The 26,570-nt window shown below is 62.6% G+C and carries 22 protein-coding genes; 14 read left to right on the top strand and 8 right to left on the bottom strand.

Features of this window, described 5'->3' with window-relative positions; translation table 11 throughout:
* From B5F88_RS13240 to B5F88_RS13230, 3 genes are all read right to left on the bottom strand, one after another.
* A partial coding sequence (locus B5F88_RS13240) for a hypothetical protein (protein WP_087346966.1) occupies positions 1–1,463 on the bottom strand: 1,463 nt, incomplete at its 3' end.
* Complete coding sequence (locus tag B5F88_RS13235; RefSeq protein WP_087346952.1) at positions 1,463–1,801, bottom strand: histidine triad nucleotide-binding protein; 339 nt, start codon at positions 1,799–1,801, stop codon at positions 1,463–1,465. The genes B5F88_RS13235 and B5F88_RS13240, both read right to left, overlap by 1 nt.
* A 687-nt stretch (positions 1,802–2,488) precedes the next feature.
* The gene (locus B5F88_RS13230; protein WP_087346949.1) at positions 2,489–3,151 is read right to left on the bottom strand and encodes an HD domain-containing protein; all 663 of its coding nucleotides are present in this window, start codon (positions 3,149–3,151) and stop codon (positions 2,489–2,491) included.
* Positions 3,152–3,441: 290 nt separating this feature from the next.
* Here B5F88_RS13230 and larE point away from each other — a divergent pair, with 290 nt between their 5' ends.
* The 11 genes from larE (at position 3,442) to B5F88_RS13175 (ending at position 14,545) form a co-directional block, all read left to right on the top strand.
* Complete coding sequence (gene larE / locus B5F88_RS13225) at positions 3,442–4,185, top strand: ATP-dependent sacrificial sulfur transferase LarE (RefSeq protein ID WP_087346946.1); 744 nt, start codon at positions 3,442–3,444, stop codon at positions 4,183–4,185.
* A gap of 4 nt (positions 4,186–4,189) precedes the next feature.
* The gene (larB, locus tag B5F88_RS13220) at positions 4,190–4,948 is read left to right on the top strand and encodes a nickel pincer cofactor biosynthesis protein LarB (RefSeq protein WP_087346943.1); all 759 of its coding nucleotides are present in this window, start codon (positions 4,190–4,192) and stop codon (positions 4,946–4,948) included.
* Entirely contained in the window at positions 4,945–6,258 is a 1,314-nt protein-coding gene (larC, locus tag B5F88_RS13215; RefSeq protein ID WP_087346940.1) for a nickel pincer cofactor biosynthesis protein LarC, read from the top strand. The genes larB and larC overlap by 4 nt, the downstream gene beginning before the upstream one ends.
* Positions 6,259–6,271: 13 nt before the next feature.
* On the top strand, positions 6,272–7,843 hold the full coding sequence (locus B5F88_RS13210) for an ABC transporter substrate-binding protein (protein ID WP_343286470.1): 1,572 nt from the start codon (positions 6,272–6,274) through the stop codon (positions 7,841–7,843).
* 70 nt (positions 7,844–7,913) lie between these two features.
* Positions 7,914–8,864 (top strand): ABC transporter permease, encoded by a 951-nt coding sequence (locus tag B5F88_RS13205; protein WP_087346960.1) that lies wholly within the window; start codon positions 7,914–7,916, stop codon positions 8,862–8,864.
* The gene (locus tag B5F88_RS13200) at positions 8,861–9,685 is read left to right on the top strand and encodes an ABC transporter permease (RefSeq protein WP_087346937.1); all 825 of its coding nucleotides are present in this window, start codon (positions 8,861–8,863) and stop codon (positions 9,683–9,685) included. The genes B5F88_RS13205 and B5F88_RS13200 overlap by 4 nt, the downstream gene beginning before the upstream one ends.
* Positions 9,686–9,696: 11 nt before the next feature.
* A complete protein-coding gene (locus tag B5F88_RS13195) occupies positions 9,697–10,629 on the top strand; it encodes an ABC transporter ATP-binding protein (protein WP_087346934.1) in 933 nt (310 codons plus the stop codon).
* On the top strand, positions 10,626–11,222 hold the full coding sequence (locus B5F88_RS13190; protein ID WP_087346932.1) for an ATP-binding cassette domain-containing protein: 597 nt from the start codon (positions 10,626–10,628) through the stop codon (positions 11,220–11,222). Before B5F88_RS13195 ends, B5F88_RS13190 begins: the two co-directional genes overlap by 4 nt.
* An 83-nt stretch (positions 11,223–11,305) precedes the next feature.
* Entirely contained in the window at positions 11,306–11,740 is a 435-nt protein-coding gene (locus B5F88_RS13185; protein ID WP_087346929.1) for a MarR family transcriptional regulator, read from the top strand.
* Positions 11,737–12,414: a DUF6198 family protein gene (locus B5F88_RS13180; RefSeq protein WP_204246241.1), complete on the top strand. Its 678-nt coding sequence runs from the start codon at positions 11,737–11,739 to the stop codon at positions 12,412–12,414. The genes B5F88_RS13185 and B5F88_RS13180 overlap by 4 nt, the downstream gene beginning before the upstream one ends.
* Before the next feature lie 175 nt (positions 12,415–12,589).
* Complete coding sequence (locus tag B5F88_RS13175) at positions 12,590–14,545, top strand: S-layer homology domain-containing protein (protein ID WP_087346926.1); 1,956 nt, start codon at positions 12,590–12,592, stop codon at positions 14,543–14,545.
* A 58-nt stretch (positions 14,546–14,603) separates the two neighbouring features.
* Here the strand turns inward: B5F88_RS13175 and B5F88_RS13170 are convergent, their stop codons facing one another.
* Positions 14,604–15,749, bottom strand: coding sequence for a DUF4317 domain-containing protein (locus B5F88_RS13170; protein ID WP_087346923.1), 1,146 nt, complete (start codon positions 15,747–15,749; stop codon positions 14,604–14,606).
* Between the two features lie 43 nt (positions 15,750–15,792).
* Complete coding sequence (locus tag B5F88_RS13165) at positions 15,793–17,784, bottom strand: fructose-1,6-bisphosphatase (protein ID WP_087346920.1); 1,992 nt, start codon at positions 17,782–17,784, stop codon at positions 15,793–15,795.
* Between the two features lie 151 nt (positions 17,785–17,935).
* Here B5F88_RS13165 and B5F88_RS13160 point away from each other — a divergent pair, with 151 nt between their 5' ends.
* The 3 genes from B5F88_RS13160 to B5F88_RS13150 are packed head-to-tail and all read left to right on the top strand — an operon-like array spanning position 17,936 to position 21,898.
* Complete coding sequence (locus B5F88_RS13160; protein WP_087346917.1) at positions 17,936–18,364, top strand: MarR family transcriptional regulator; 429 nt, start codon at positions 17,936–17,938, stop codon at positions 18,362–18,364.
* Complete coding sequence (locus tag B5F88_RS13155; protein ID WP_087346914.1) at positions 18,361–20,124, top strand: ABC transporter ATP-binding protein; 1,764 nt, start codon at positions 18,361–18,363, stop codon at positions 20,122–20,124. Before B5F88_RS13160 ends, B5F88_RS13155 begins: the two co-directional genes overlap by 4 nt.
* Entirely contained in the window at positions 20,090–21,898 is a 1,809-nt protein-coding gene (locus tag B5F88_RS13150) for an ABC transporter ATP-binding protein (RefSeq protein WP_087346912.1), read from the top strand. The genes B5F88_RS13155 and B5F88_RS13150 overlap by 35 nt, the downstream gene beginning before the upstream one ends.
* Before the next feature lie 258 nt (positions 21,899–22,156).
* On the opposite strand, the gene B5F88_RS21510 is transcribed toward B5F88_RS13150, so the two are convergent.
* Genes B5F88_RS21510 through B5F88_RS13135 form a run of 3 tightly spaced genes read right to left on the bottom strand, consistent with a single transcriptional unit; the run spans position 22,157 to position 26,394 of the window.
* Complete coding sequence (locus B5F88_RS21510; RefSeq protein WP_242959790.1) at positions 22,157–22,678, bottom strand: DUF4368 domain-containing protein; 522 nt, start codon at positions 22,676–22,678, stop codon at positions 22,157–22,159.
* 35 nt (positions 22,679–22,713) lie between these two features.
* The gene (locus B5F88_RS13140; protein ID WP_087346909.1) at positions 22,714–23,235 is read right to left on the bottom strand and encodes a hypothetical protein; all 522 of its coding nucleotides are present in this window, start codon (positions 23,233–23,235) and stop codon (positions 22,714–22,716) included.
* A gap of 30 nt (positions 23,236–23,265) precedes the next feature.
* A complete protein-coding gene (locus tag B5F88_RS13135; protein WP_087346906.1) occupies positions 23,266–26,394 on the bottom strand; it encodes a helicase-related protein in 3,129 nt (1,042 codons plus the stop codon).
* Positions 26,395–26,570: the final 176 nt, after the last annotated feature.

Raw genomic sequence — 26,570 nt, 5'->3', positions numbered from 1 at the left:
GGCTGGGTCCGGGGCAGGAAGGAGCTGCCCAGTGTACACAGGGCCAGGGCCCAGGGCACCCACCGGACGGCCCGCCGCTCCGGCAGGAGCTCCATGCCGCCGGCCAGGGCGAAGCAGAAGGCGGGCAGATAGAGCAGCAGATGCTGCTGGCCGTGGGACTGGATCCGGGTAAAAAGGAACAGGCACAGTACCGGCTGGCACAGGCACAGCAGGGCGCCGTACCGGCTTTCGGACCGCAGCAGCAGGAACACCACGCACACCAGGGCCACGGCCATCATGATATAGCCGTAGTAGCGGCACAGCATCACCAGGTCGATCCACCGGCCCTGGTCATAGGCGGAGTAGGTGTCGGCGTAGTTGGCGGACAGGACCTGGCTCACCACAAAGCTCTGACCGAAGAAGAGGCTGAAGCCCACCCCGGTCACCGCCATGGTCAGGAAGGATTTCCACTGGCTCCGCCGGACCAGCAGGGCCAGAAAGGCCGCGATGCCAAAGGACACGGTAAAAAAGAAAAAGTACCGCCGCAGCAGGAACACCAGGGTGAGCAGCCCGCCGGTGAGGATACCCCGGGCAGCCTGGGGCCGGGACTCGTCCGTGTAGATCACGAAGGCCCAGATCCCCGCCCCGGCGGCAGCTACGTCCACAAAACCGGTAAGGGCGGTGTACAGCAGCATGGGGGTGGCGCAGCACAGCAAAATGCCGCCGTATTTGCTCCTGCGGCCCAGTACCAGCATGCCCAGCAGGGCGGGCAGCACGTAGAGATTCACCGTGGCGAACAGGAATACGTACCGGTTGGTGCCCAGTACCCGCATAACCAGGGACAGGGGGAAGGAGAGCAGATAGTTGTACTCCTGGGTGATGACGCTCTCCGCCACCAGCCGCAGCTGGGAAAGGCCCAGGTGCTGCCCGGCCAGCATGGTGCTGGAGCTCCAGTAGATATTGGTGTCCCAGTAATACACCGTGGCGGTACCGGTACAGTACAGGGCGGTGATGACGTTGACCACCAGCGCCACCGCCAGAACGGCGGTACCCCGGGGCATGGGCAGCCTGCCAAAGGATCGGCCCGCCCAGAGCAGAGCCAGCACCACGCAGGCAAAGAACAGTCCGCTGCCCGCCCCGCACAGCAGCCGGAAAAGGGTGCCGCCAATGGCCATGTCCCCCACGGTGAACAGCTGATAGCTGGTGTCCAGAGCCATACCTGGCACAAAGGCGAGCGCCGCCGCCAGGGCGGTTTTCCAGGTGGGCCCGAAGGGGAGAAGAAAACGCCGCGGGATCTCCAGCCGCCACCCCACCAGCAGAGTTACCCCCGTCAGGAGCACCGCCAGGGCGGGGATGGCCAGACTGGGCAAGCGGCCGTACAGCAGGGCCCACAGCCGCACCAGGGTCAGGCCGGACAGACAGACCCAGGCCCCTCCCCAGGCCAGGCACGGGAGGGGCCGGAACAAAACAGTATGCCGTTTCATCAGCCGGGAGGCCAGGTCATATCCCGTCCGGCCAGGACGTGGAAATGGAGATGGGCCACAGACTGGCCCGCCTGGGCGCCGCAGTTGGAAACCACCCGGAAATCGGTGATGCCCAGCTCCCGGGTTACCTGGGCGATGACCTCAAAGGCGTGGGCCACCACAGCGGAGTTCTCCGCCGTGATCTCCCCGCAGGAGCCGATGTGGGCCTTGGGAATCACCAGAAAATGGGTGGGCGCCTGGGGGTCGATGTCATAAAAAGCGTAGACCAGCTCGTCCTCGTAGACCTTGTTGGATGGGATTTCGCCCGCCGCGATCTTGCAGAACAGACAATCGCTCATAAGCTGCCTCCTTTGTACAGGATGGGGGGTCAAAAAAGCCCCGCTATTTCTATTCTATACCAAAGCCGGACAAAGGGCAAGAGTTACGTACAAAAGAAAAAATAAGTAATTTCACACAAAAGCTATTGACAAACCATAGGCCCAGTAGTACAATATAGCCAGAAAGAAAGAGAAAGAGGTGTTCCCAATGTACTAGAAAGACTCAGTTCCCAGAAGAGGAAAGAGATCGCTCAACTCAGACAAGGAAGCCGATGAGCCAACCTTACTGAGCAGGCAAGCGCAAGAGCTCGGGAGGTGGAGCCAGAGGGTAGCTTGCAAGAGGAGAAAGCAGATCCGGATACTCGGAGGGAAATGAGACATCTCGCCTCGCATCTCAATCTTTATTCATGCCGGGCCGCGGCGATCGGTAGCATCTGAAACTACAGTTTCCCACATGTTCCCAACTCGTTCAATGAAGTGAAGCGCACCCAAGGATGACCTCTGACGCGAAGTTTGCTGAAGACGGAACCAAGTGCCAATGTGTTGTGAGAAAGCGAGATCCATGGCAGTTTCGAGAAAACCGAACCAAAGCACGGCAAATCTGCAGAAAGTAAGAGGTAGCAAAAGTGATTGAACCCCAGGTCGAAAAGTAGCCCCCCGGTCACGTTGGATGGCCGGGGGGGGTGTGCTATGTCTATGGGGTTTTTCTTATAAAAGCGTCAGACCGTTGATATCCAGCTTGAAGGTGAGCTTGAGATACTCCGCCGCCCGGCGACAGAGCAGCATCCGCTCCAGGAAGATCTCAAAATAGTCCATCACGGCGCAGAACTCGGTATTGATGGACAGGGAGAGGGTGATGGTGCGCCGCTCCGGGTCCAGGGTCAGCTCGGACCGCTCGGCGGCGTAATTCACCCGGTCGTGGATGTCAAAGCTCTTGTGATCCTTGTTGCGCACCCGGCTGCGGCGCACGTCGGTTTTGTCGGCCAGGATCAGGGCGGCGGCTACCGGATTGACAGGGAAGGCGGTGGGGTCGTCGTGGTGGCCGATGGCGGTGATGACAGCGGCCACATCCGCCGGGGGCATGCCCATCTTGTCCAGGATCCGGAAGGCCATCACCGCGCCGGTCTCAGCGTGGTCATGGCGGTTGACCACGTTACCGATGTCGTGCATGAACGCGGCGATGCGGGAGAGCTCCTGCTCCTGCTGGCTGTAGCCCAGCTCGCTGAGGATGTGGGCGGCCAGATGGGCGCAGCGGGTGACGTGGGCGAAGCTGTGTTCGGTAAAGCCCAGGGCGGACAGGGACTGGTCGGCCTGGGTAATATAGGTGCGGATCTCCTCCGACTGGCGCACCATGTCATAGGTAATGTGCAAGGGATGCCCCTCCTTTTATAGACGATTTACAGCCTTTATGATAGCCACGCAGGCCCCGTTTTGCAACCGTTTTTTCCCCGGGAAAAACAGGGCTTGCGCAGATTGGAAAGAGTTGATATAATAAAATTCTCAGCAAGAAGCTGGGAAGGGGACCTGAAGGTCCTGTTTGAGAGAGACAAACCGGGCGCTGGCCCGGCAGCAGGTGTATGATCCCGCGAGGAACGACGGGAATAATGCCAGAAGGCATACCAGAAATGGTATGCCTTCTTTTTTTGCAAAGGAGCGAACACATGACACTGGAGGAATTTTTTACCCAACATCCCCGGACGGCGGTGGCCTTTTCCGGCGGCACTGACTCCGCCCTGGTGCTGTGGGCGGCGGGGCGATACGGCCGGGAAGTGCGGGCCTACTATGTGCATACTGTATTCCAGCCCGCCTTTGAGCTGGCCGATGCCAAGCGGCTGGCGGAGGAACTGGAGGTCCCCCTGACGGTGGTGGAGGCGGACGTGCTGGCGGTGCCGGAGGCGGCGGCCAACGGACCCCGACGGTGCTATTATTGTAAAAAGGCTCTGTTCACCACCCTGTGGCAGCGGGCCCGGGCGGACGGATATACCGTCCTGCTGGACGGCACCAATGCTTCCGATGACGCGGGGGACCGGCCGGGGATGCAGGCTCTCCGGGAGCTGGAGGTGCGCTCCCCCCTGCGAGAGTGCGGCATCACCAAGGCCGAGGTGCGGCGTATGTCCAAAGAGGCGGGGCTGTTCACCTGGGACAAGCCGGCCTACGCCTGCCTGGCCACCCGGGTGCCCACCGGAACGGCCATCACCCGGGAGGCGCTGGAGAAGGTGGAGCGGGGGGAAAACGCCCTGTTCCGGCTGGGCTTTTCCGACTTCCGGGTGCGGCTGATGGGGGACGCCGCCCGGATCCAGGTTCCGGCGGACCAGATGGAGCGGGCCCTGGCCCTGCGGGGCGAGATCAACCAGGCTCTGGAGGCGGATTTTTCCGCCGTCCTGCTGGACCTGGCGGGGAGGTAAGCGCATGGACAACAAACACGATATTCTGGAGCTGCTGCGGGCGGTGAAGGCGGGGGAGACCACCCCGGAGGACGCCCTGCTGGAGCTGAAGCAGAAGCCCTTTGAGGACCTGGGCTACGCCAAGGTGGATTTCCACCGCTCGGTACGCCAGGGAGCGGCGGAGGTGATCTACGGCGCCGGCAAGACCGCCGGGCAGATCGCCGGTATCGCCGCCGCCATGGGGGAGCGGGGCTGCCGCAATATCCTGATCACCCGCATGGGGGAGGAGGCCGCCCAGGTGGTGGCCCAGTCGGTGCCTCTGGACTACCGGCCCATCCCCAAGCTGGGCATCGCCTTTCCCGGAGCGCGGACGGCCCTGGGCCACATTGTGGTGGCCACCGGCGGCACCAGCGACATGCCGGTGGCGGAGGAGGCCGCCCTCACCGCCGAGGTGATGGGCAACAAGGTTACCCGGCTGTACGACGTGGGGGTGGCGGGGCTTCACCGGCTGCTGAGCAACCTGGAGCCTCTGATGAGCGCCCGATGCGTGGTGGCCGTGGCCGGTATGGAGGGGGCTCTGGCCTCGGTGGTGGGCGGCCTGGTGGACTGCCCGGTGGTGGCGGTGCCCACCAGCGTGGGCTACGGCGCCAGCTTCGGCGGCCTGTCCGCCCTGCTGGCCATGCTCAACTCCTGCGCCTCCGGGTGCAGCGTGGTCAATATCGACAATGGCTTCGGGGCCGGTTATCTGGCCAGCATGATCAATCAAATGGAGGGATTACAGTGAAAACACTTTACATTGAGTGTCACATGGGGGCGGCGGGGGATATGCTCATGTCCGCCCTGTATGAGCTTTTGGAGGACAAGGAGGGCTTTCTCAAAACCATGAACGGCCTGGGCCTGCCCGGCGTTCATGTGGAGGCGGCGCCGGGGGTCTCCGGCGGTATCGCTGGCACCCATATGAAGGTCACCGTCCACGGCCAGGAGGAACTGGAGCACGATCACGACCACCATGAGCATCACCATCACCATGACCATGAGCATGACCATCATCATGACCACGGGCACGATCACCATCATCATGACCATGACCATGACCACGACCATCCCCATGCTCACAAGCATGAGCACGAACATGAGCACCACCATCACCACGCCACCCCCGGCCACATCGCGGAGATCATTGACGCCCTGGCGCTGCCGGAGGAGGTGAAGGCCAACGCCCGCGCCGTGTACGACGCCATTGCCCGGGCGGAGGCCAAGGCCCACGGCTGCCCGGTGGGGGATGTCCACTACCATGAGGTGGGGGCTCTGGACGCGGTGGCCGACGTCACCGGCGTGTGCTACGCCATCTATCTGCTGCAGCCCGACCGGGTGGTGGTCTCTCCTGTCCACGTGGGCAGCGGCACCGTGAAGTGCGCCCATGGCATTATGCCGGTGCCCGCCCCCGCCACCGCCAATCTGCTCGCCGGCGTGCCGGTGTACGGCGGCGAGGTGATGGGGGAGCTGTGTACCCCCACCGGCGCGGCGCTCCTCACCCACTTTGCCCAGTCCTTCGGGCCCATGCCCCCCATGTCCGGCGGCGCGGTGGGCTGCGGCGTGGGCACCAAGGTCTTTGTTGGCCGGGCCAACTGCGTCCGCGCCTTCCTGGGTGAGGACGCCCGGAGCGCCAATGGCACCATCACCGAGCTGGTGTGCAACATTGACGACATGACCCCCGAGGCCCTGGCCTTTGCCGCCGCCCGGCTGCTGGAGCTGGGTGCTCTGGACGTGTACACCGTCCCCGGCACCATGAAGAAGGGCCGCCCCGGCCATGTGCTCACCGTGCTGTGTGAGGAGGAACAGGAGGGGAAGCTGGCCCGGGCGGTGCTGGAGCAGACCACCACCATCGGCCTGCGGGTCCGCCGGTGCGGCAAATACTTCCTCACCCCCGGCTCCAAAACGGTGGAGACCCCCTGGGGGCCGGTCCAGGTCAAGACCGCCCAGGGCTTTGGCGTCAGCAAGGCCGCCCCGGAGTACGAATCGGCGGCCGCCCTGGCCCGGGCCAACGGCCTGCCCATCCAGACCGTGCTGCATGAAGTGACCAAGCGGCTGTAAGGGGGGAGTATTCGTGAACCGTATCTTATCTCTGACGGTATCCGCCCTGCTGACCCTGGGCCTGCTCACCGGCTGCGGCGGCGATCCCACCCCCACGCCCACCGCCGCCTCCGGCGACAAGGACAGCGTGGTGATCGCCATGGGTACCACCTCCGAGCCGGAGGCGGGCTTTGACCCGGCCTATGGCTGGGGGGCTGGCGAGCACGTCCATGAGCCTTTGATCCAGTCCACCCTGACGGTGACCAACACCGACCTGACCATCGGCTATGACCTGGCCACCGACGTGCAGGCCAGTGAGGACGGCCTGACCTGGACGGTAAAAATCCGGGACGACGTGAGCTTCACCGACGGGGAGCCGCTGACAGCCTCCGATGTGGCCTTTACCTACAACACGGTGAAGGCCGCCAGCTCGGTGAACGACTTCACCATGCTGGACCATGCCGAGGCGGTGGACGACACCACCGTGGTGTTCCACATGGCCACTCCTTTCTCCATCTGGCCCTATACCATGGCCATCGTGGGCATTGTGCCTGAGCACGGCTATAACCCGGCCACCTACGGCCAGAACCCCATCGGCTCCGGCCGGTACATACTGAAGCAGTGGGACAAGGGCCAGCAGGTGATCCTGGAGGCCAACCCGGACTATTACGGCGAGGCCCCCAAGCTGAAGCGGGTGACCATCCTCTTTATGGAGGAGGACGCCGCCTTCCTGGCAGTGCAGGCCGGACAGGCCGACGTGGCCTATACCTCCGCCATCTACGCCGACCAAAGCGTGGCGGGCTATACCCTGGCCTCCTATCAGAGCGTGGATAACCGGGGCTTCAACCTGCCGGTGATCGAGGGCACTCTCACCGGGGACGTGCTGGTGCGGAGGGCTATCAATATTGGCATCGACCGGCAGGAGATGATCGACAACGTGCTGGGCGGCTACGGCACCCCCGCTTACAGCGTGTGCGATCAGCTGCCCTGGTACAATCCGGCCTCCGAAGTGTCCTACGACCCGGAGGGAGCCGCCGCTCTGCTGGACCAGGCGGGGTGGACCATGGGGGCCGACGGGGTCCGGGAGAAGGACGGGGTGAAGGCCCAGCTGAATCTGCTCTATCCCACCAGCGACCCGGTGCGGCAGGCCCTGTGCGCTGACTTTGCCAACCAGCTGGGGGAGCTGGGCATCTCCTGCACCACCGAGGGGGTGGGCTGGGACACCGCCTATGACCGGGCCCAGACCGAGCCTCTGATCTGGGGCTGGGGGGCTCATACTCCCATGGAGCTGTACAACATCTACCATACCATCGGGGACACCGGCACCGCCCAGTACTCCCCCTATGCCAATTCCGCCGTGGACGCCTATATGGATCAGGCTCTGGCCTGTTCTGACCTGGAGAAGTCCTATGAGCTGTGGCAGAAGGCCCAGTGGGACGGCTCCACCGGCGTCACCCAGGAAGGGGACATCCCCTGGGTGTGGCTGGTGAATGTGGATCACCTGTATTGGGTGCGGGACGGCCTCCAGGTGGCGGAGCAGAAGATCCACCCCCACGGCCACGGCTGGTCCATCGTCAACAACGTGGACCAGTGGAGCTGGAGCTGAGATATCCCACCGGAAAGAAGGAATTCTCTTGAAGCACCGCCTGCTGTTCACGGGCAAAAAACTCATCCGCATGGTTCTGCTGCTGCTGGGTGTCAGCCTGGCGGCCTTCCTGCTCATGTCCGCCTCCCCTCTGGATCCCCTCCAGACCAACGTGGGCCAGGCGGCCCTGGGTTCCATGAGCCAGGAGCAGATCGCCAAGCTGGAGGACTACTGGGGGGTGAACGATCCCCCGGTCCAGCGGTATCTGGGCTGGCTGGGGGATTTCGTCCGGGGGGACATGGGTACCTCTTTGCTCTACCGCCAGCCGGTGAGCCGGGTCATCGGCCAGCGGCTGCAAAACTCTCTGTGGCTCATGGCCTTTGCCTGGGTGCTCTCCGGCGTGCTGGGCCTCACCCTGGGGGTGGTGGCCGGGGCCAACCGGGGGAGGCTGGGGGACAAGGTGATCCGGGGCTACTGCCTGCTTATCTCCAGCACCCCCACCTTTTGGCTGGCTCTGGTGCTGCTCATGATCTTCGCCGTGTGGCTGGGGGTGCTGCCCATCGGCCTGTCGGTGCCCATTGGGGTGGATGCCGCCAGCGTCACCCTGGGGGACCGGCTGTACCACGCCATCCTCCCCGCCCTCACCCTCAGCATCACCGGGGTGGCCAACATCGCCCTCCACACCCGGGAGAAGATGATTGATATTCTGGAGTCGGACTATGTGCTCTTTGCCCGGGCCCGGGGGGAGTCCAAAACCTCCATCGTCCTCCGCCACGGCCTGCGCAACGTGGCCCTGCCCGCCATCACCCTGCAGTTTGCCTCCATCAGCGAGATCTTCGGCGGTTCGGTGCTGGTGGAGCAGGTGTTCTCCTACCCCGGTCTGGGCCAGGCCGCCGTCACCGCCGGACTGGGGGCCGACCTGCCCCTGCTGTTGGGCATTACGGTGGTGAGCGCCGCCATTGTCTTTGGCGGCAATCTGATTGCCGACCTGCTGTACGGCGTGGTGGACCCCAAGATCCGAAGGGGGGCGGCCAAGGCATGAAAGGTTTCAACCGCAGGCAGACCGCCCTGGCGCTGCTGCTCTTTGCGCTGGCCCTGCTGTGCGCGGTGACGGCGGCGGGGGTAGCCCTGGCCGACCAGGCCATGGTCACCGACTTTTCCCGGAAAAATCTGGCCCCCTGCGGCCAGTTCCTCTTCGGCACCGACTGGATGGGCCGGGATATGCTCTCCCGCACCCTCACCGGCCTCTCCCTCAGCATCCGCATCGGCCTGCTTACCGCCGCCGTCAGTGCGGTCATCGCCCTGCTGCTGGGGGCGGGCTCGGCTCTGCTGGGGGGCTGGGCGGACAGCGTCATCTCCTGGGTCATCGACCTGGTGATGGGCATTCCCCATATCCTGCTGGTCATGCTCATCTCCCTGGCTTTCGGCAAGGGTTTTACCGGCGTGGTGGCGGGGGTGGCTCTCAGCCACTGGACCTCCCTGGCCCGGGTGGTGCGGGGTGAGGTGCTCCAGCTCAAGGGGGCCCCCTACATCCTCACCGCCCAGAAGCTGGGCCTGTCCCGGATGGCCGTCCTCCGGCGGCATATGCTGCCCCACCTGCTGCCCCAGTTCCTCACCGGGCTGGTGCTCCTCTTTCCCCACGCCATCCTCCACGAGGCCAGCGTCACCTTCCTGGGTTTCGGCCTGCCGCCGGAGCAGCCCGCCATCGGGGTGATCCTGTCGGAGAGCATGAGCTACCTCACCACCGGCAAGTGGTGGCTGGCGGTCTTTCCCGGCCTGGCCCTGGTGGGTGTGGTGCTGCTCTTTGCTCTGCTGGGGGATCAGCTGCGCCGCCTGCTGGACCCGGCCAGCGTCCACGAATAGGAGGGAGCGTTATGGAACCAGTGTTGGAGGTAAAGGACCTGTCCATCTCCTTTACCCAGTATCAGGGCGGTACCCGCCGCCGGGTGCTGCCGGTGATCCGCCGGCTCTCCCTCACCATCGAGGCCGGCCAGGTGGTGGCAGTGGTGGGCTCCAGCGGCTCGGGCAAGAGCCTGCTGGCCCACGGCATCCTGGGCATCCTGCCCTATAACAGCCATATGGAGGGGGAACTCCGTTACCGGGGAGAGACCCTCACCCCCCGCCGGGCGGAACAGCTCCGGGGGAAGGAGATCGTGCTGGTGCCCCAGGGGGTGACCTACCTGGATCCGCTGATGAAGGTGGGGCCTCAGCTCCGGGGGGGCCGCCGGGACGCCCAGGCCAGGGCCCATAGCCGAGAAGTGCTGGCCCGCTACGGCCTGGGACCGGAGACCGAGGAGCGCTACCCCTTTGAGCTGTCCGGCGGCATGGCCCGCCGGGTGCTCATCGCCACCGCCGCCGCCCAGTCCCCCAGGCTGCTCATTGCCGACGAGCCCACCCCAGGCCTGGACGCCCGGGCCGCCGGGCGGATTTTGGGCCATTTTCAGGAGATTGCCCAGCAGGGGGCGGGGGTGCTCCTCATCACCCATGATCTGGAGCTGGCCCTCACCATCGCCCAAAAGGTGGCGGTATTTTACGCCGGGGAGACGGTGGAGGAGACCGGGGCGGAGGATTTTGCCGCCGGACGGCTCCGCCACCCCTACACCAACGCCCTGTGGAACGCCCTGCCCCAGAACGGCTTTACGCCTATCCCCGGTTCCCAGCCCTGGCCGGGGGCATCGGGGAGCGGCTGTCCCTTTGCTCCCCGATGCCCCCGCCGGAGCGCCGCCTGCGCCGGGGACATCCCCTGGCGGACGGTCAACGGCGGACAGGTGCGCTGTCTGTATCCGGAAGGAGGGGAGAAGCCATGAGCCTGGAGGCCAAACACATCAGCTTCCGCTATCGGAAAAAGGGGACGGTGCTGGAGAATGTCAGCCTCACCGTGGAGCCGGGGGAGCGGGTGGGGCTGGCCGGTCCCAGCGGACGGGGTAAGACCACCCTGTGCAAGCTGCTGGCGGGCTACCAGCGGCCTGCCAAGGGCCAGGTGCTGCTGGACGGCCGGCCGCTGGGGGAGTACCGGGGCCTGTGTCCGGTGCAGATGATCTGGCAGCACCCGGAGACGGCGGTGGACCCCTTGCTGCGGCTGAAGGACTCGGTGCATGAGGCCGGGCCGGTAGACCAGGCCCTGCTGGATGCCCTCCACATCCAGCCCGGCTGGTTGGAGCGGTACCCCGCCGAGCTCTCCGGCGGCGAGCTCCAGCGGTTCTGCATCGCCCGGGCCCTGGCTCCCGAAGTAAAATACCTGCTGTGCGACGAGGTCACCGCCATGCTGGACCCCATTACCCAGGCCCAGATCTGGAACGTGCTGCTGGAGGCCGCCCAGGCCCGGCAGCTTGGCCTGCTTATCGTCAGCCATGACTCCGCTCTGCTGGAGCGGCTGTGTACCAGAATCCAACCTCTGTGACAGGTCTTGACAAATGGGAAATTCCTCTGTAAAATAATTGATATACAAATAGTTTGTATATCAATTATAAGCGGGAGGAACCTATGGATCAAAGTTTTCACTATCTCCTCATGGCCGCCCAGGGACTGTTTCAGCGGGCGGTGATGGCGGAGCTGAGCCAGGCGGGGCTGACGGCGGGCCAGCCCAAGGTGCTGGACTATCTGGGCCAGCACAACGGCAGCATCCAGAAGCGGATCGCGGCGGGGTGTCAGATCGACCCGGCCACCCTCACCGGCCTGCTGGGCCGGATGGAGGAGAAGGGGCTCATTGAGCGCCGCAGTCAGGACGGGGACCGGCGGTCCCTGTGCGTCTACCTGACAGAGGAAGGCTGGGAGAAGCAGAAGCTGGTGCGTTCCACCATGGAGCGGCTGGAGGAGGAGGTTTTGACCTCCCTGGGTCCGGTACAGGGCGAGGCGCTGATGGAGGGCCTGCTGGGAATCTGCCTCCGGCTGGCGGAGGACAGGGAGGCGCTGCAATGAACAGAGGAGAATTGCTGCGCCGGTATGTCTTTTTCATTGTGGGGCTGTTCGTCAACTCCCTGGGGATCGCCCTCATCACCAAGGGGGACCTGGGCACCTCACCTATCTCCAGCATCCCCTACACGCTGAGTATCGGCTTTACCCCCTCCCTGGGTATGTTTACCCTGTATTACAGCCTGCTGCTGATCGTGCTGCAGCTGGTGATCCTGCGCAAGCGCTTTCCCAAGCAGTTTTGGCTGCAGGTGCCGGTCTCTCTGGGCTTTTCCTATTTCATCGACCTGTCCATGGCGCTGCTGGGCTTTTTGAATCCCCAGGGCTATCCCGCCAAGGCGGCCCTGCTGCTGGTAGGCTGCGTGGTGCTGGGCATCGGGGTGTTCATGGAGATGGCGGCCAACGTGGTGATGCTGCCGGGGGAGTGTACCGTAAAGGCCATCTCCACCACCTGGAACACCGACTTCGGCAAGACCAAGGTGGCGGTGGACGTGACCATGGCGGCCTCGGCGGCGGTGTTGGGCCTGATTCTCTACCAGGAGCTCACCGGCGTGCGGGAGGGGACCTTTGTCTCCGCCCTGCTGGTGGGGGCCATTGCCCGCACGGTACACCGCTGGATCAATCCCAGGGTGCAGACCTTGCTGACTTGTACCCCCGCTCCGATGGAGCAGGAGGCAAAATGACACAGACGCGCCCCCGGCCCTGGCCGGGGGCGTTTTATTTGTTGAAAAAGCCCTGTAAGCTGTGGGCTCTTGCTTTTGTCCAGACAAGGGGATACAATAGAAGAACAGCGAATGGGCGGTGAAACATAGTGGACCGCCGCCCTGTTTTTACCTTTAAGAAGAAGGAGGAAAAAACATGAAACAGCGCGTATTGTCCTTGTTCCTGGCTCTGGCGGTAGGCCTGTCCCTGTTGTCCGGGGCGGCGATGGCGGCGGGTTCTCCTATGGATGAGACCAAAAATATTGACAGCACCTACAACGGCAACTGGGCCGTTCCCGTCAACTCCTACCTTTATCAGGATGGGGAGAATCTGGTGCGGGTGGAGCACGACCGGGGCTGGAATATGATCAATTCCAACACCGGCGAAGTCACGGTGATGCGGCCGGAGCAGCTCATTGTGCAGACCTACAGCCCCCAGTTCCGTCTGCTGGACTCCTGCATTATGGAGCTGGAGCTGCCTCTCTGGGGCGGTTTTTTCGCCGGGGAGACCTATAACTTCTGTGTCTTTGGCCAGGAGAACCCGTCGGAGAGCGACAGCACCGAGGTCATCCGGGTGGTAAAGTATGACAAGCAGTGGAACCGCCTGGGCCAGGCCAGCCTGTACGGCGCCAATACCTACATCCCCTTTGAGGCCGGCTCGCTGCGGATGGACGAGTACGGCGGATATCTGTACATCCATACCAGCCATGAGATGTACGCAGGCAGCGACGGCCTGCACCACCAGGCCAACCTGACCTTCTCCGTCCGGGAGTCGGATATGGAGATCACCGACTCCTTCTTCGGGGTGGCCAATTCCTCCGCGGGCTATGTGTCCCACTCCTTCAACCAGTTTATCCTGGTGGATCAGAGCGCCAATATCGTCACGCTGAACCACGGCGACGCCTATCCCCGTGGGGCGGTGCTCATGCGTTACAGCGCCAAGGCGGGCAGCGATAAATTTATCACCGCCAACGGCTCCTACTGGAATGCTGTGTCGGAGGAAGTGATGCTGCGGAATTGGTCCGGCAGCATCGGGGATAACACCACCGGCGCCCAGATCACCGGCCTGGCGGAGACCAGTACCGGCTATCTGGTGGCTTTCAGCGACACCGGCAAGGGCTCTGCCACCACTATCGGCAAAGATGTGAGCAATATTTACCTGGCCTACACCGCCAAGGACAACTTTACCGAGAGCGGCACCACCGTCCGCTCGCTGACTGACTTCACCGCCAGCTCCTCTCAGTTCGGCTCCCAGCCCCGGCTGGTGCCCACCGGGCTGGACGGTGGGTACATCCTGTGGGATGTGGCGGAAAAGAGCGACAACGGCTATTTCTACAACAACGGCGTGCTGCAGTACGCCCGGTATTACGCAGACGGTACGATCTCCCAGATCCAGACGGTGGAGTACGCCCCTCTGTTCAACGGTCAGCCCATCTGCCGGGACGGCAAGGTGATCTGGTATGTCACCGACTACGACGATCCCGTCTTCTACGTCCTGGATGAGAGTGGAGTCACCGCCTATCCCACGTCAGACTCCGGCCAGGAGCTCCCTGACAACCCGGGAGACCAGACTGCTCCCTCTTTCACTGATGTGCCCGAGGGGGCGTGGTATGCCCAGTACGTGGAAAAGGCTGCCCAGGCTGGTCTGATGGGAGGCACCGGCGACGGCCGGTTCAGCCCCGAAGAAACCCTCAGCATCAGTCAGGTGGTCGCGCTCTGTGTCCGGCTCCACGCTCAGTACTACGGCAACACTGTGCCCGAGACCGTCGATGGCCCGTGGTATCAGGGGGCCTACCAGTACGGTCTGGAGCAGGGCCTCTTTAACCGCAGCCAGCTGTCCTCCTCCATAGCCAATAACCCCGCTAACCGCCTCCAGATGGTGGCCTGGCTGGACAAGGCCGTTCCTGAGAGCCAGAAACAGCCCATCCACAGCGAGGTGACAATACCCGACGTGGCCCCCACCGATCCCGGCGGAACGGAGATCTATAAGTGGTACAGAGCGGGGATCCTGGAGGGCGACAGTGACCATCGCTTCAATGGCCGCAGCAGCATTACCCGGGCCGAGACGGCGGCCATCCTGTGCCGTCTGGCCGGTCTGACCCCCAGAATATAAGGAAACGTACAGGGCCCGTCCCGGAGCGGTTCGCTCCGGGGCGGGCCCAATCTGTGTGTCATCCGGGCTGGTGGTCCCGCAGGTCCACCGCCAGGCCGTTGACCTCCATGCCGTCCGCCGGCAGGAGCAGGTAGGTGCGGCCGTTGATGCTCCGGGTCTCCACCAGATAGCTGTAGTCCGGGTCTATCAGAATGGTGGCGTTTTCGGTCTTGATCTCGAAGCGGCCGCTGTTGATCAGGTTGGCGGGGTTGAGGGGTACCCCCTCCCCGAACTGGGCGGCGCAGCTCTTGTGGAAGGCCTGCACCTTTTCCTCCTCCACGCCGCAGTTGTGGAGGATGGCGTCCACCTCTTTGGGGGAGATGGAGGGGGCCTCCGGGTCCCGCTCCTCCTTGTGCTGGAGCAGCTTGTCCCGCAGCTGCTGGTGGACTGCCCGCACCACCTCCATGGAGCACGCCCCATCCAGGGACTCCGCCAGGGCGGTGTGGAAGGTCTCCTTCTGCTCGTCGGCGGACATGGGGGGCTCGGTGCGGAAGAGGGCGTCGATAAACTCCTGATGGATCAGGTCGGTCTGCCTGGTGTAGTACAGGGCGTTGTAGAGATTGGCGGAGCGGTTGTCGAAGGCGGGGAACAGGAAGCCCAGCTCCGGCGGGGCCACCACCTGTCCTGCGGAGCGGCTGTGAAACTCGTTCTCCCCGGGGAAGTAGCCCAGCTCCGCCTTGCTGTCCTTCACCGGACAGATGGCGCACAGGACGTAGGAGAACACCTGGTCGGAGGCGTCGGCCTGGTCCTGGTCGTCCCTGCCCCGGTAGGGCACGTCGTAGGTGTCGTGGGCCAGCAGGATCAGGTAGTTGCGCTCGTCCATATCCAGGGCCTGAATCACCTGGTCGTAAAACTGCAGGCGCACCTGCTCGTCCTTCAGCTCGGTCTGGCGGAGGGCGGAGAGCAGCCGGTGCTCCTCGCTGTCCGCCACCTGCCGGGTGGAGAACACAATGTCGATCAGGTTCTTCTGCAGCTGGCCGGTGAGGGTGCGGCGCAGGAGGGTGAGGTACTTCTCCGCCTCGTCCTGGGGCATGACCCCCAGAGAGGCGTCCAGGTAAGAGATGACCTGCTTGTTGGAGTTGACGTAACAGCCGTAGATTTTGGTGATGGCATTCTTGTCCGGCTTCAGCCGGCGGCGCAGCTCGCCGATTTCACGTTGATTCATGGGGACCTCGCTTTATAATAAACTGGATTATTTTGCTTAAAAATTACTCTTTGTGATCTTCTATGATCTCGCCGTTGCGGAAGGCCTGGAGCAGGGCCATCAGATCCTCAATCTGCTCCTGCAGCTGGCGGCCCACGTCGGTGCCGGCGATCTTCATCCGGGACTCCAGCCGCTCGAATACCACCGAGGTGGAGGCGATATCCTGGTTTTCCCGGATGGCGTTGGCCCGGCCCACAAAGGGCTCATGGGACACCAGACGGAAGCAGGCAGAGTTATAGATCAGGGTGTAGCCGGCGATGCCGGTGGTCTTTTGGTAGGCCTTGCAGAACCCGCCGTCGATGACCAGCAGCTTGCCCCCGGCCTTCATGGGGCTCTCGCCCTTTTTGGACTTCACCGGCACGTGGCCGTTGATGATGTGGCAGTGGGGGCCCTCCAGGCCGAACTCCTTCAACAGCTCGTCGCACACCGCTGGATCGTTGTAGAACTGATAGTAGGCGTTTTTGGGCTCGGTCCAGGTGGACTCGTCGGCGATCAGCCGCCGCTCGAAGGTGGTCATCCGGTCCCGGCCAAAGATGGGGCTGTTCCGGCCCGCCCACAAGAACCACAGAAAGTCCATGCCGAACTCCCGCTCCTCCGAGCCTGGCTTGCTGTAGTAGGCCCGCCGGGCGGTGAGATCGGCGTAGTCCAGGAAGGCCTTGCCGGAGAGCTCCTGCCCGCCGATGGAGAAGGTGGTCAGCTTGCCCTCCTCCGTCATGGGGATGCAGCCATGGAACAGCAGGTTGCCGTTATAGACCTTGTACAGGCTGCCCTTGGAGTAGAGGAACCGGACGTGCCGCTGGAGCTTCTCGCTGTGGAGGAAGGAGCGGGTGAGCTGGTTGATGAGGGCGTCCTCCTCCTCGGTGAGGGCGTAGGGGTTGTCCCGGTCCACGGTGGGGAAGTCGGTGTCCTCCAGGGGGTAGGTGGTGCCGCCGATGGTGATGCACTTGTGCTCATAGTCGATCTTGTCCAGCAGCAGCCGGTCGGACATGCTGAAGCAGGGGTTGCGCAGGATCTTCTGCCCCTCCAGCTTGAAGAGGATGATGGTGATGGCCTTGTGCATCCGGGCAGAGAGCAGCTTGTCCTTCTCGGTGTAATGGGCCTCGTCCTCGCTGTTGAGCTTTACCTGGAAGCGGTGGATGTCGCAGTCCTTATAGACCTCGTTGGCGAACACCGACAGGGGCCGCAGGGAGATGCCGTATCCCGTCTCGATGACCTCCAGGTTGTTGTACCGCAGGGAGTTGGCCAGCACCGTGGCCACCAGGGTGCGGGAACCGGAGGCCGCCCCCATCCACAGCACGTCGTGATTGCCCCACTGGATATCCACGCTGTGGTAGTTCATCAGGGAGTCCAGGATGATATCTGCCCGGGGGCCCCGGTCGAAGATATCTCCCACCAAATGGAGGTGGTCCACCGCCAGGCGCTTGATGAGCTCGCACAGCTCCACCAGAAAGTTGGCGGCCCGGTCGATGTGGATGATGGTGGAGATGATGTTTTCGTAGTAGTCCCGCTTGTCGTTGTCCTCGTAGTGGGTGTGGATCATTTCGTCGATGATGTAGGCGTACTCCGGCGGCATGGCCTTGCGGACCTTGGAGCGGGTGTACTTGGAGCTCACCAGCCGGCACACCTCGATGAGCCTGTGGAAGGTGATGCGGTACCACTCCCGCATGTCGGCGGTCTCCCGCTCGATCTCCTCCAGCTTCTCCTGGGGATAGTAGATGAGGGTGGCCAGCTGATCCAGGTCGGCCTTGGACACGGTGGCGGCGAACAGGTCGTCCAGCTTCTCCCGCACAACCCCGGAGGCGGAGTTGAGGATATGTAAAAAGGCCTCATACTCCCCGTGGACATCGGAGATAAAGTGCTCCGTGCCCTTGGGCAGGTTGCGGATGGCGTGGAGGTTGATGATCTCGGTGCTGGCGGCCTGGACGTTGGGGTACTGCCTGGCCAGCATTTTCAGATAGTGCAGGTTTTCCGGCTGATAGGCTTTTGTGGGCTCCATGGCGTGGACCTCCTTTTCTCCTGTGGCTTTTTTCCATTATCCCACGTTCCGCCTCCGCTGGCAAGGGGAAAAGGGGGGAAGGTACTTGACAAGAGGGGAGAAGGGACTATAATTGACAGGTCAATATTGACATATCAAAGGAGGAACGGATATGGAGCGCACCTTCCATATGCTGCTTTATCGGACATTTCACGCCCAGCGCAATGCCCTGCGGCCCCATCTGGGGGAGCTGGGTCTGGGGGCGGGCCAGCCCAAGGTGCTGGGCTATCTGCTCCGCAACGGGGCCAGCCGGCAGCGGCAGCTGGCGGAATACTGCGAGATTGACCCGGCGGCCATCTTCCGGATGCTGGATTCCATGCAGCGGGGGGGCTTTGTGGAGCGGCAGCCCAGCAAGAGCAACCGCCGGTGCGAGGAGATTGTGGTCACCGACCGGGGGCGGGAGGCCTATGAGGTGTGGCAGGGCTATTGCCGGGAGATGGAGGAGCAGATGCTGGCCGGATTTTCCCAGGAGGAGCGGGCCCGGTTTGCTGACTACCTGGGCCGGGCCTACCGCAACCTGAAGGGCAGGGAAGAGGCATGAAGGACCTGAAATGCCTGTTTGGATATCTGGGTCCCTATCGGCGGGATATGCTGATGGCCGCCCTGCTGATCATTGTGGAGACGGTGTTTGAGCTGGTGATCCCGGTGTTTATGGCCGATCTGATTGACGTGGGAGTTACCAACGGGGATATTTCCTACATTGTCCATAAAGGGGTGCAGATGGGGATCTGCGCGGGGCTGGCGCTGGTTACCGGGCTGCTGTACGCCCGGTTTGCCGCCCGGGCCGCCTACGGCTGGGGCGCCCGGGTGCGGGAGGCGGAATTTGAGCGGGTTCAGCGCTATGCCTTTTCCAACCTGGACCGGTTTGAATCCTCCTCCCTGGTCACCCGCATGACCACCGATGTGACGGTGCTCCAGAACGCCGTCAACGGCGGGCTGCGCCCCCTGGTCCGCAGCCCCATCATGCTGGCCATGGGCCTGGGGCTGTCCTTCTGGATGAACCCCAGGCTGGCCCTGGTGTTTGTGGTGTGCGCCCCCGCGCTGGCGGTGATCCTGTTTCTGGTGGTGCGGAAGGTGGCCCCCATGTATGGCCGCCTCCAGAAGGCCATGGACGGGCTGAACAATGTGGTGCAGGAGGGGCTGACCGCCATCCGGGCGGTGAAGGCCTTTGTCCGGGGGGAGTACGAGGAGGACAAGTTCCAGCGTGTGAATGAGGAGCTGCGCTCCACCAGCCAGCGCACCTTCCACTTGGCGGTGCTCAACCAGCCCGCCTTTCAGCTGGTGATGTATACCAGCATTGTGCTCATCTTTTGGTTCGGCGGGCAGATGATCCTGCGGGGAGAGCTGCTGGTGGGGGAGCTGACCGGCTTTCTCAGCTACGTGCTCCAGGTGATGAACTCCATGATGCTGATTTCCAATGTGTTTCTGCTGCTCACCCGGTCGCTGGCCAGCGCCCACCGCATTGTGGAGGTGCTGGAGGAGGAGCCCGCCCTGACCGCTCCCCCTGATCCGGTGACAGAGGTGGCCGACGGCAGCGTGGACTTTGAGGAGGTCTCCTTCAAGTACCACGCCGGCGCCAGGGAGTACGCCCTCTCCGGGGTGAATCTCCACATTGGCTCCGGGCAGACGGTGGGTATTCTGGGGGGCACCGGCTCGGCCAAGACCACCCTGGTGCAGCTCATTCCCCGGCTGTACGATGTCACTGAGGGCAGCGTGAAGGTGGGGGGCGTGGACGTACGGGACTATGACCTCACCGCCCTGCGGGACGCGGTTTCCATCGTGCTGCAGAAAAATGTGCTCTTTTCCGGCACCGTGGGAGAAAACCTCCGGTGGGGCGACCCGTCCGCCGGAGAGGGGGAGCTGTGGTCAGCCTGCCGGGCGGCCTGCGCCGACGAATTTCTGACCCGGATGCCTAAGGGGCTGGACACCGACCTGGGCCAGGGGGGCGTCAACGTCTCCGGCGGCCAGAAGCAGCGGCTGTGCATTGCCCGGGCGCTGCTAAAAAAGCCCAAAATTCTGATTTTTGACGACTCCACCTCGGCGGTGGATACCGCCACGGAGGCCAAAATCCGCTCTGCCCTGGAGAGTCTCACCGGTGTGACCAAGCTCATCATCGCCCAGCGTGTTACCTCGGTAATGCACGCCGACCTTATCGTGATTCTGGAGGACGGCAGGATCCACGCCGCCGGTACCCACGACCAGCTGCTGGCCTCCGACCCCATCTACCAGGAGATCTATACGTCCCAGATGAAAGGAGGGGAGGACCATGGCGGCCCGGCAGCTCAGCGCGAAAAAGCCTAAACATCTGCGGTATACTCTGCGCGCCTTCCTGTCCTACCTGGGGCGGCACAAGTTTCTGCTGCTGGCAGTGGCGGTGCTGGTGAGTGTCAGCGCCATCGCCAACCTGCTGGGCACCTACATGATCCGCCCGGTGGTCAACAGCCTGGCGGCCGGGGACTGGAACGATCTGGTGTCCGGTGTGGTGCTCACCGCGGGCATCTATCTTGTGGGTGTGCTTGCCTCCTTTGGCTATACCCAGACCATGGTGAAGGCGGCACAGAAGGTGCTCTACGACATCCGGCGGGATCTGTTCGCCCACCTCCAGACCCTGCCGCTGCAGTTTTTTGATACCCACCGCCACGGTGAGGTGATGAGCTATTTCACCAACGACGTGGACACCATCTCCGACGCCCTGAACAACAGCTTTGCCATGATGATCCAGAGCTTTATCCAAGTGGTGGGCACCCTGACGCTGCTGTTTCTCCTCAACCCGCCCCTCACTCTGGTGATCGTGGTCTGCTATGTGGTGATGTTTCTCTACATCCGCTTCAGCGGCAAGCGGAGCAAGGCCTACTACAACAAGCAGCAGGCCAGCCTGGGGGAGCTGGACGGCTATATCGAGGAGATGATGGCCGGGCAGAAGGTGGTGCAGGTGTTCAACCATGAGGCGGCCGCGCTGGATGCGTTCCGGCAGAAGAACGAGGCTCTGCGGAAAGCGGGTACCGGCGCCCAGGGCTACGCCGCAACCATGATCCCCGCCGTGGTCAGCCTGTCCTATGTGAACTATGCGGTGGTGGCCGTCCTGGGGGGCATTATGGCCATGAAGGGGATGACTGACGTGGGCAGCCTGGCCAGCTATCTGGTGTTTGTCCGCCAATGTGCCCTGCCCATCAACCAATTCACCCAGCAGAGCAATTTCATGCTGGCCGCCCTGGCGGGAGCCGAGCGGGTCTTTGAGGTGCTGGACCAGCCCGCCGAGGTGGACCAGGGGACGGTGGATCTGGTGGCCCTGGAGGGAGGCGGCTGGGCCTGGCAGAAGCCGGACGGCAGCCGGACGCCTTTGCGGGGGGACGTGCGCTTTGAAGGGGTGAGCTTCGGCTACGAGACGGACCAGCCCATTCTGAAGGGCATCGACCTCTTTGCCAAGCCGGGGCAGAAGATCGCCTTTGTGGGGTCCACCGGCGCGGGCAAAACCACCATTACCAACCTGATCAACCGCTTCTATGACGTGCAGAAGGGGCGGGTGACCTATGACGGCATAGACGTAACGGACATCAAAAAGAGCGCCCTCCGCCGCTCTCTGGGTATGGTGCTCCAGGACACCCATCTGTTTACCGGCACCATTGCCGACAATATCCGCTTCGGCAAGCTGGACGCCACTCAGGAGGAGGTGGAGCGGGCCGCCCGGCTGGCCAACGCCGACTCCTTCATCCGCCGCCTGCCCCAGGGGTACGACACCATGGTGACCGCCGACGGGTCCAACCTGTCCCAGGGCCAGCGGCAGCTGCTGGCCATTGCCCGGGCGGCGGTGGCCGACCCGCCGGTGCTCATTCTGGATGAGGCCACCTCCTCCATCGACACCCGTACCGAGGCTCTGGTCGAGCAGGGCATGGACCAGCTGATGGAGGGGCGGACGGTGTTTGTCATTGCCCACCGGCTCTCCACCGTCCGCAACGCCGACGCCATTCTGGTGCTGGAGCACGGCCAGGTGGTGGAGCGGGGGAGCCACGAGGATCTGCTGGCCCAGAAGGGGGAATACTACCAGCTCTATCACGGCATGTTTGAATTGAGCTGAGCCCAGACCAGCCAGGACGAAGCATAAATAAAAAGAGGGCGATTGTCAAAAGACAATCGCCCTCTTTGATCAGCGAGGATTGATATTGTCCCCCTCAATCCTCGCCCACTTGTCCGCCAAATCCTGACCAGCTGAGCAATGCCTGAGAGTGGGGGCCTAAAGCTCCAAAATGCCCCAGAAAATAAAAAAGCGGAGACCAAATGCTCGGTGGTCGTAAAACAGTAATATGTGAATTTCTTGGAACAGGCATGATTTCGGTCATGTCTGTTCCGCTTTTATCAGTTCATCCACGGGAATGTAGCCCACAAGGTCATATTCGATATGTACCCTCTGTTTGCGCTTGCCGCTGGACTTGTCCGGTGCCTCCACATAAACCGCCTTTACAAGCTCTCTGAGAGCATATGGCGTAAGTTCTGTGAGGTCGGTGTATTCCAAATGGTTGAGCATCCACAGGGCAATCGCGCATTTTGCGTACTCAGGATGGTCGGAAAGCCACGGATATTCCGTCTTCAAAGCCTCCTCAGCCATATATGAATTCATCCCTTCCTTGTCGTGAATACTGTCCAGATAGGCGAAATACGCCCTGTTGCATCTGTCCATTTCCTCCCGGTAGACCGCGGCGCGCTGGAACAGATATGTCCGGATGCCCGTGTAGCAAGGGCGGAATGGATGGCTGCATTTTGCAGTGACGGCGTAGGCGCATAGATGGCATTTCTCTTTCTGGTCGCGGCTGAACAGTTCGGAAGCCAGTCCGCAAAGAAAACCACCGAACTGGAACATTGCCTCCGCTTCCTGCAGATTGATATGCCTCTCCGCTAAGGCACGGAGATCTCCGTAAAGTCCGGGAAAGTCTGGCCGCCGTTCTCCCTGGCCTCCAGGTAGGTGGAAATATGCTCATCCATCTTTTTCTTGATGCAGTCGGCCTGGTGGGCGGGTTCTCTGCCGAGGCGCTGGATCGTCTCGCCTTCGATCTTCAGAGCCTTGGGGATCTCCACAGTATAGGCCTGTTCGGACTTGCGGAGTTCGCTCAAATGTTTTTCACGCCCGTCCATGTCCCCATACAGTTCCACGATGGCAGGCAGACGGCCGCTCTCGTAGATAAGGCTGTACTCCGTCATGCCAAGAGACGCCAGATACCCATGGAGTTCCAAATAGAGCAGATGGGTGTCGTTTTCCGCCTGGGGATAAGCATGGTCAGGGACGCCGCATTTGCGCCAGAGGCGGTAGCGATCCTGTCCGTTGGAGACCTCGCGGTCGATGACGGCCCGCATCCTTTTGCCGTCCGCGTTAAACCTGCCGTTATAGAACAGCGTTTTCATCAGTTTCGCATTTTCCAAAATAATTCCTCCCGTTATAATCGTTTTTTCTCATGCCACGAAATCAAAGAGGGTCAGTTGGTTTTCGTCCACCACGGTCTTCCTGGCCCGCTTGGACTTCTGAGCCTTCTCCAGGATCGCCGCCAGTTCCGCGGCCTTTTCCGGGTCGATGCGCCTGCGGGGCTCTGCAGGTTCGGGCAAAGACGCGGACACGGGGACCGGCTCGGCGAACACCGCTTCCGGGAGATCCCGCGCCGGCGGGTCTGCCGCGGCTTTTGTCTCCTCTGCGGCGCTTTCCGCCTTCGGCTCGCTCCGCCCTGGGTTGATCATGGCCATCTTCTTGAAGGCGGCGGCGATGTCCTCCACATTGTCCCGGATGCCCAGCATCAGTTCCTTGGCCATCTGGGAGGTCATGTCCTGCACATCGCTCATGGCCGCCAGGCCCTCCTCGGTGAAGTTGCCCTCGATGATGCCCGCCACCGCCAGTTTGGAGGCCATGAGTTTCATGGCCTTGTGCTGCATGGTGTCCTTGTAGTAGAGCAGATAGACCTCCACCCGGGGCGCCGTCTGGTTGATGCGCCAGGAGCGCCGGGACGCCTGCCGCAGCGTGAACAGTTTGTAGCCCATGCTGTAGAAGACGAGGGTGGTGAAGGCGTTCAGGTCGAGGCCGGTCTCCACGAGGCTGGGATTGGTGATGAGCACCTGCAGCCCGGCGGAAAGGCGCTTTTGCACCCACTCCTCCCGGGCGCGGGGGCGGATCTTCTCGCTCATGATCTCCGTGCGGTAGCCCGCCCCGGTCAGCAGTTTCAGAAGTTTCTGCTGGGAGTCGGTGCGCGTCCAGCTGGTGTAGACCAGGACCCGCTCGCCCTGTGCCACCTTGCGCCGCACGATGTCCAGAACAGCCTGCTCTTTTGCGCCGACGGTGTCAAAATCGCCCATGTCCAGCGGTTCTACCAGCGGTTCTCCGGAGTCCGGGTCCAGAATAGGCGGCTGGTCATAGGGCTGGTCCGGGTAGGCGGTGAGCAGATTGAGGTAGGCCGAGAGGATGCGCCTTGCGGCCTTTCCGCCTGTTTTCAGGATTTTCCGCAGGATGCTCTCGATGCGCCTGTACTCCTCGGCGACCTCCTCTTCCATATCCAGCGGGATCGGGATCTCCTCATAGTCGGGAAGGTCCTTGCCCATATCCGACAGGGAGAGGAAAGCGGTCTGCTCCAGCAAAAACCGGGAGTAGACCAGCGGGGAGACTCCGGGCAGCTGCCTGGTTCTCGTCTTTCGCCTGTGGGCCCTGCGGTTGACCGCATAATCTTGCTCGTCCTCCTCATAGGTGTTCTCCACCACGCCGTACTCCGCGTCAAATTCGGCGGGGGCGCTGTGGGGCTTGCCGTCCTGCATCATAAGGTCGGGGCAGACCCGGTAGAGCAGGTGGAAGATGCCGGAGGAGTAGCCGTTGATGAGGGTGGCGGTCATCCCGATGACCCGGACCGCCACAGAGAAGATCTCCGCCATGGCGTCGCCCTGGCCGCTGTCGTTGTTGTACTCGTGGAGTTCGTCCACAATGCAGCCGTCAAGTTTCCCTTTGTACTTGCGCTTGATGTAGGCGCTCATGGGATAGCGCCGGCAGGCCCCCACGGTGGGGTAGTACCCATCCGGGTTTTCCGCGACCGTCCGGATCTGCTCCAGCGTCGGCTCATGCTTCGTCTTCGTAAGATGCTCCGCCGCAAGGCGGCGGTGGATCCAGCCATAGGCGCCTAACTTCACCCACTCGCTGGCATGGCCGGGATTGACCGGCGCCCAGAGGATGCTGCCGCAGTTGCCGCACTTGTGGTTTTTGCGGTTCTCCGTGCGGAAGAAAAACTGGTTGACCTTGCCCGTGTACCGGATGCTGTCCTCCGTGAAGGACGCCTCAATGGGCTCCAGGCAGTCCGGGCAGAGATACGCCTTCTTGTGCCGGTTCCAGATCACGGCGGGCCGCTTCATGTAGCCGTCCCGGGCCTTCTCCTTGGAGATGATGGCGTAGATGCTCCTGTCGCCCTTTTCGTACAGGTCGTAGAGCCGGTCCAGTTCCGTGTTGCTGCGCACCACCACGCCGGCGGTGTCCGGCAGGGTCTCGCCGATCTCCCGCGCCCATTTGTTGGCCACATGGGAGGGGCACAGGATCACATTAAAAGTCTTTTGCAGCCCCCGGCCGGCCTGCTCCGCCCGCAGGGCGTACACGGCGGCCATGGCCGTGGCGCCGATCTTCGTCTTGCCGGACCCGCACTCTGCAACAATAAAGCCGCACTTGTGCTTTTGCAGTTGGCGCTTCACCGCCTCGGCCACGGCAAGTTGGGCATCGTAGAGGGAATAGCCCGCGTGCTCCCGGATATAGTCGTTCACAGCCAAAATCTCCGGCGAGAGCGGCTCGCTGGCCGGGTCGAAGAGAGGCTGGAACTGCCCGCGGATGCGCTCGGCTACCGTTACGCCGAAGGTGTTCAGGTAGCCGGTGACATTCTCCACGCCGTCAAAGCCGTCCGGGTCGATGACCGTCCCGGGGATGGAGATGGCCCCGCTTTTGAGGCCGTCCTCCACCACGGAGATGATGTTGGAATCATCCTGCCGGCAATACAGCACCCAGGCGTCCAGCTTCTCCCGCAGGGAGATGACCTGGAGCCGTTTCAAAATTCCCCGGCGCTCCAGTTCATCCAGCACATAGTCCCGAAACTCCGGGATCAGCGGCACCGATGTTTTCCGGTCCACCTCTTCAAAGAGGCGGTCCCTGTCGTTTTCCGGACAAAAGATGATGCACTTGCGCGGCGGCAGGTCCATTTTCTCCTGTCCCTCTTGCTCTTCATCCCCCTCTTCGCCGCTTTCGGGGGCCTTCGTCTTCTGGTCATCGTCAATGGCCAGAAGCGTCGCCTCGGCATACACGCCGTCATGGGTGACCTGCCGGCGGTACCGCCTGGCCTGGCTTTCCAGCCATAGGGGACGGTCACCCATATTGGCGTCCAGAGTCCCACCGGCATAGATGGCGTCGGCAAGGCCGCGCACCATCTCCGGGTAGCCGCCGAACCGGACGGCGCGGAGGATGTTCCTGTGGGGGCCTTCCCGCTCATAGACGATGGTATCCGCGTATGCGGACAGGCGCACCTCCTGGGAGGCGTTGTAGTAGCTGACTGGGATCAGCCTGCTCTGACTGCTCATTTCATATTGAATCTCCTTTCCACGGCGGACAAAAAAAGACCGCAACCACCCATATGGGCAATTACGGTCTTCTTGGTCCTGTTGTGTTTTGGTATTCCTGGTCGGTTTTGCGGACTTGTCCCGGGGCAGACTGCGCCCCCGGCCTCCTTTCCGTCCACCCTTCAATGCTCCGCCCT

It is taken from the genome of Flavonifractor sp. An306 (assembly GCF_002159455.1).
In the GTDB taxonomy this organism is placed as follows: Bacteria; Bacillota; Clostridia; order Oscillospirales; family Oscillospiraceae; genus Flavonifractor.
This window is presented reverse-complemented; position numbering and strand designations above follow the sequence as displayed.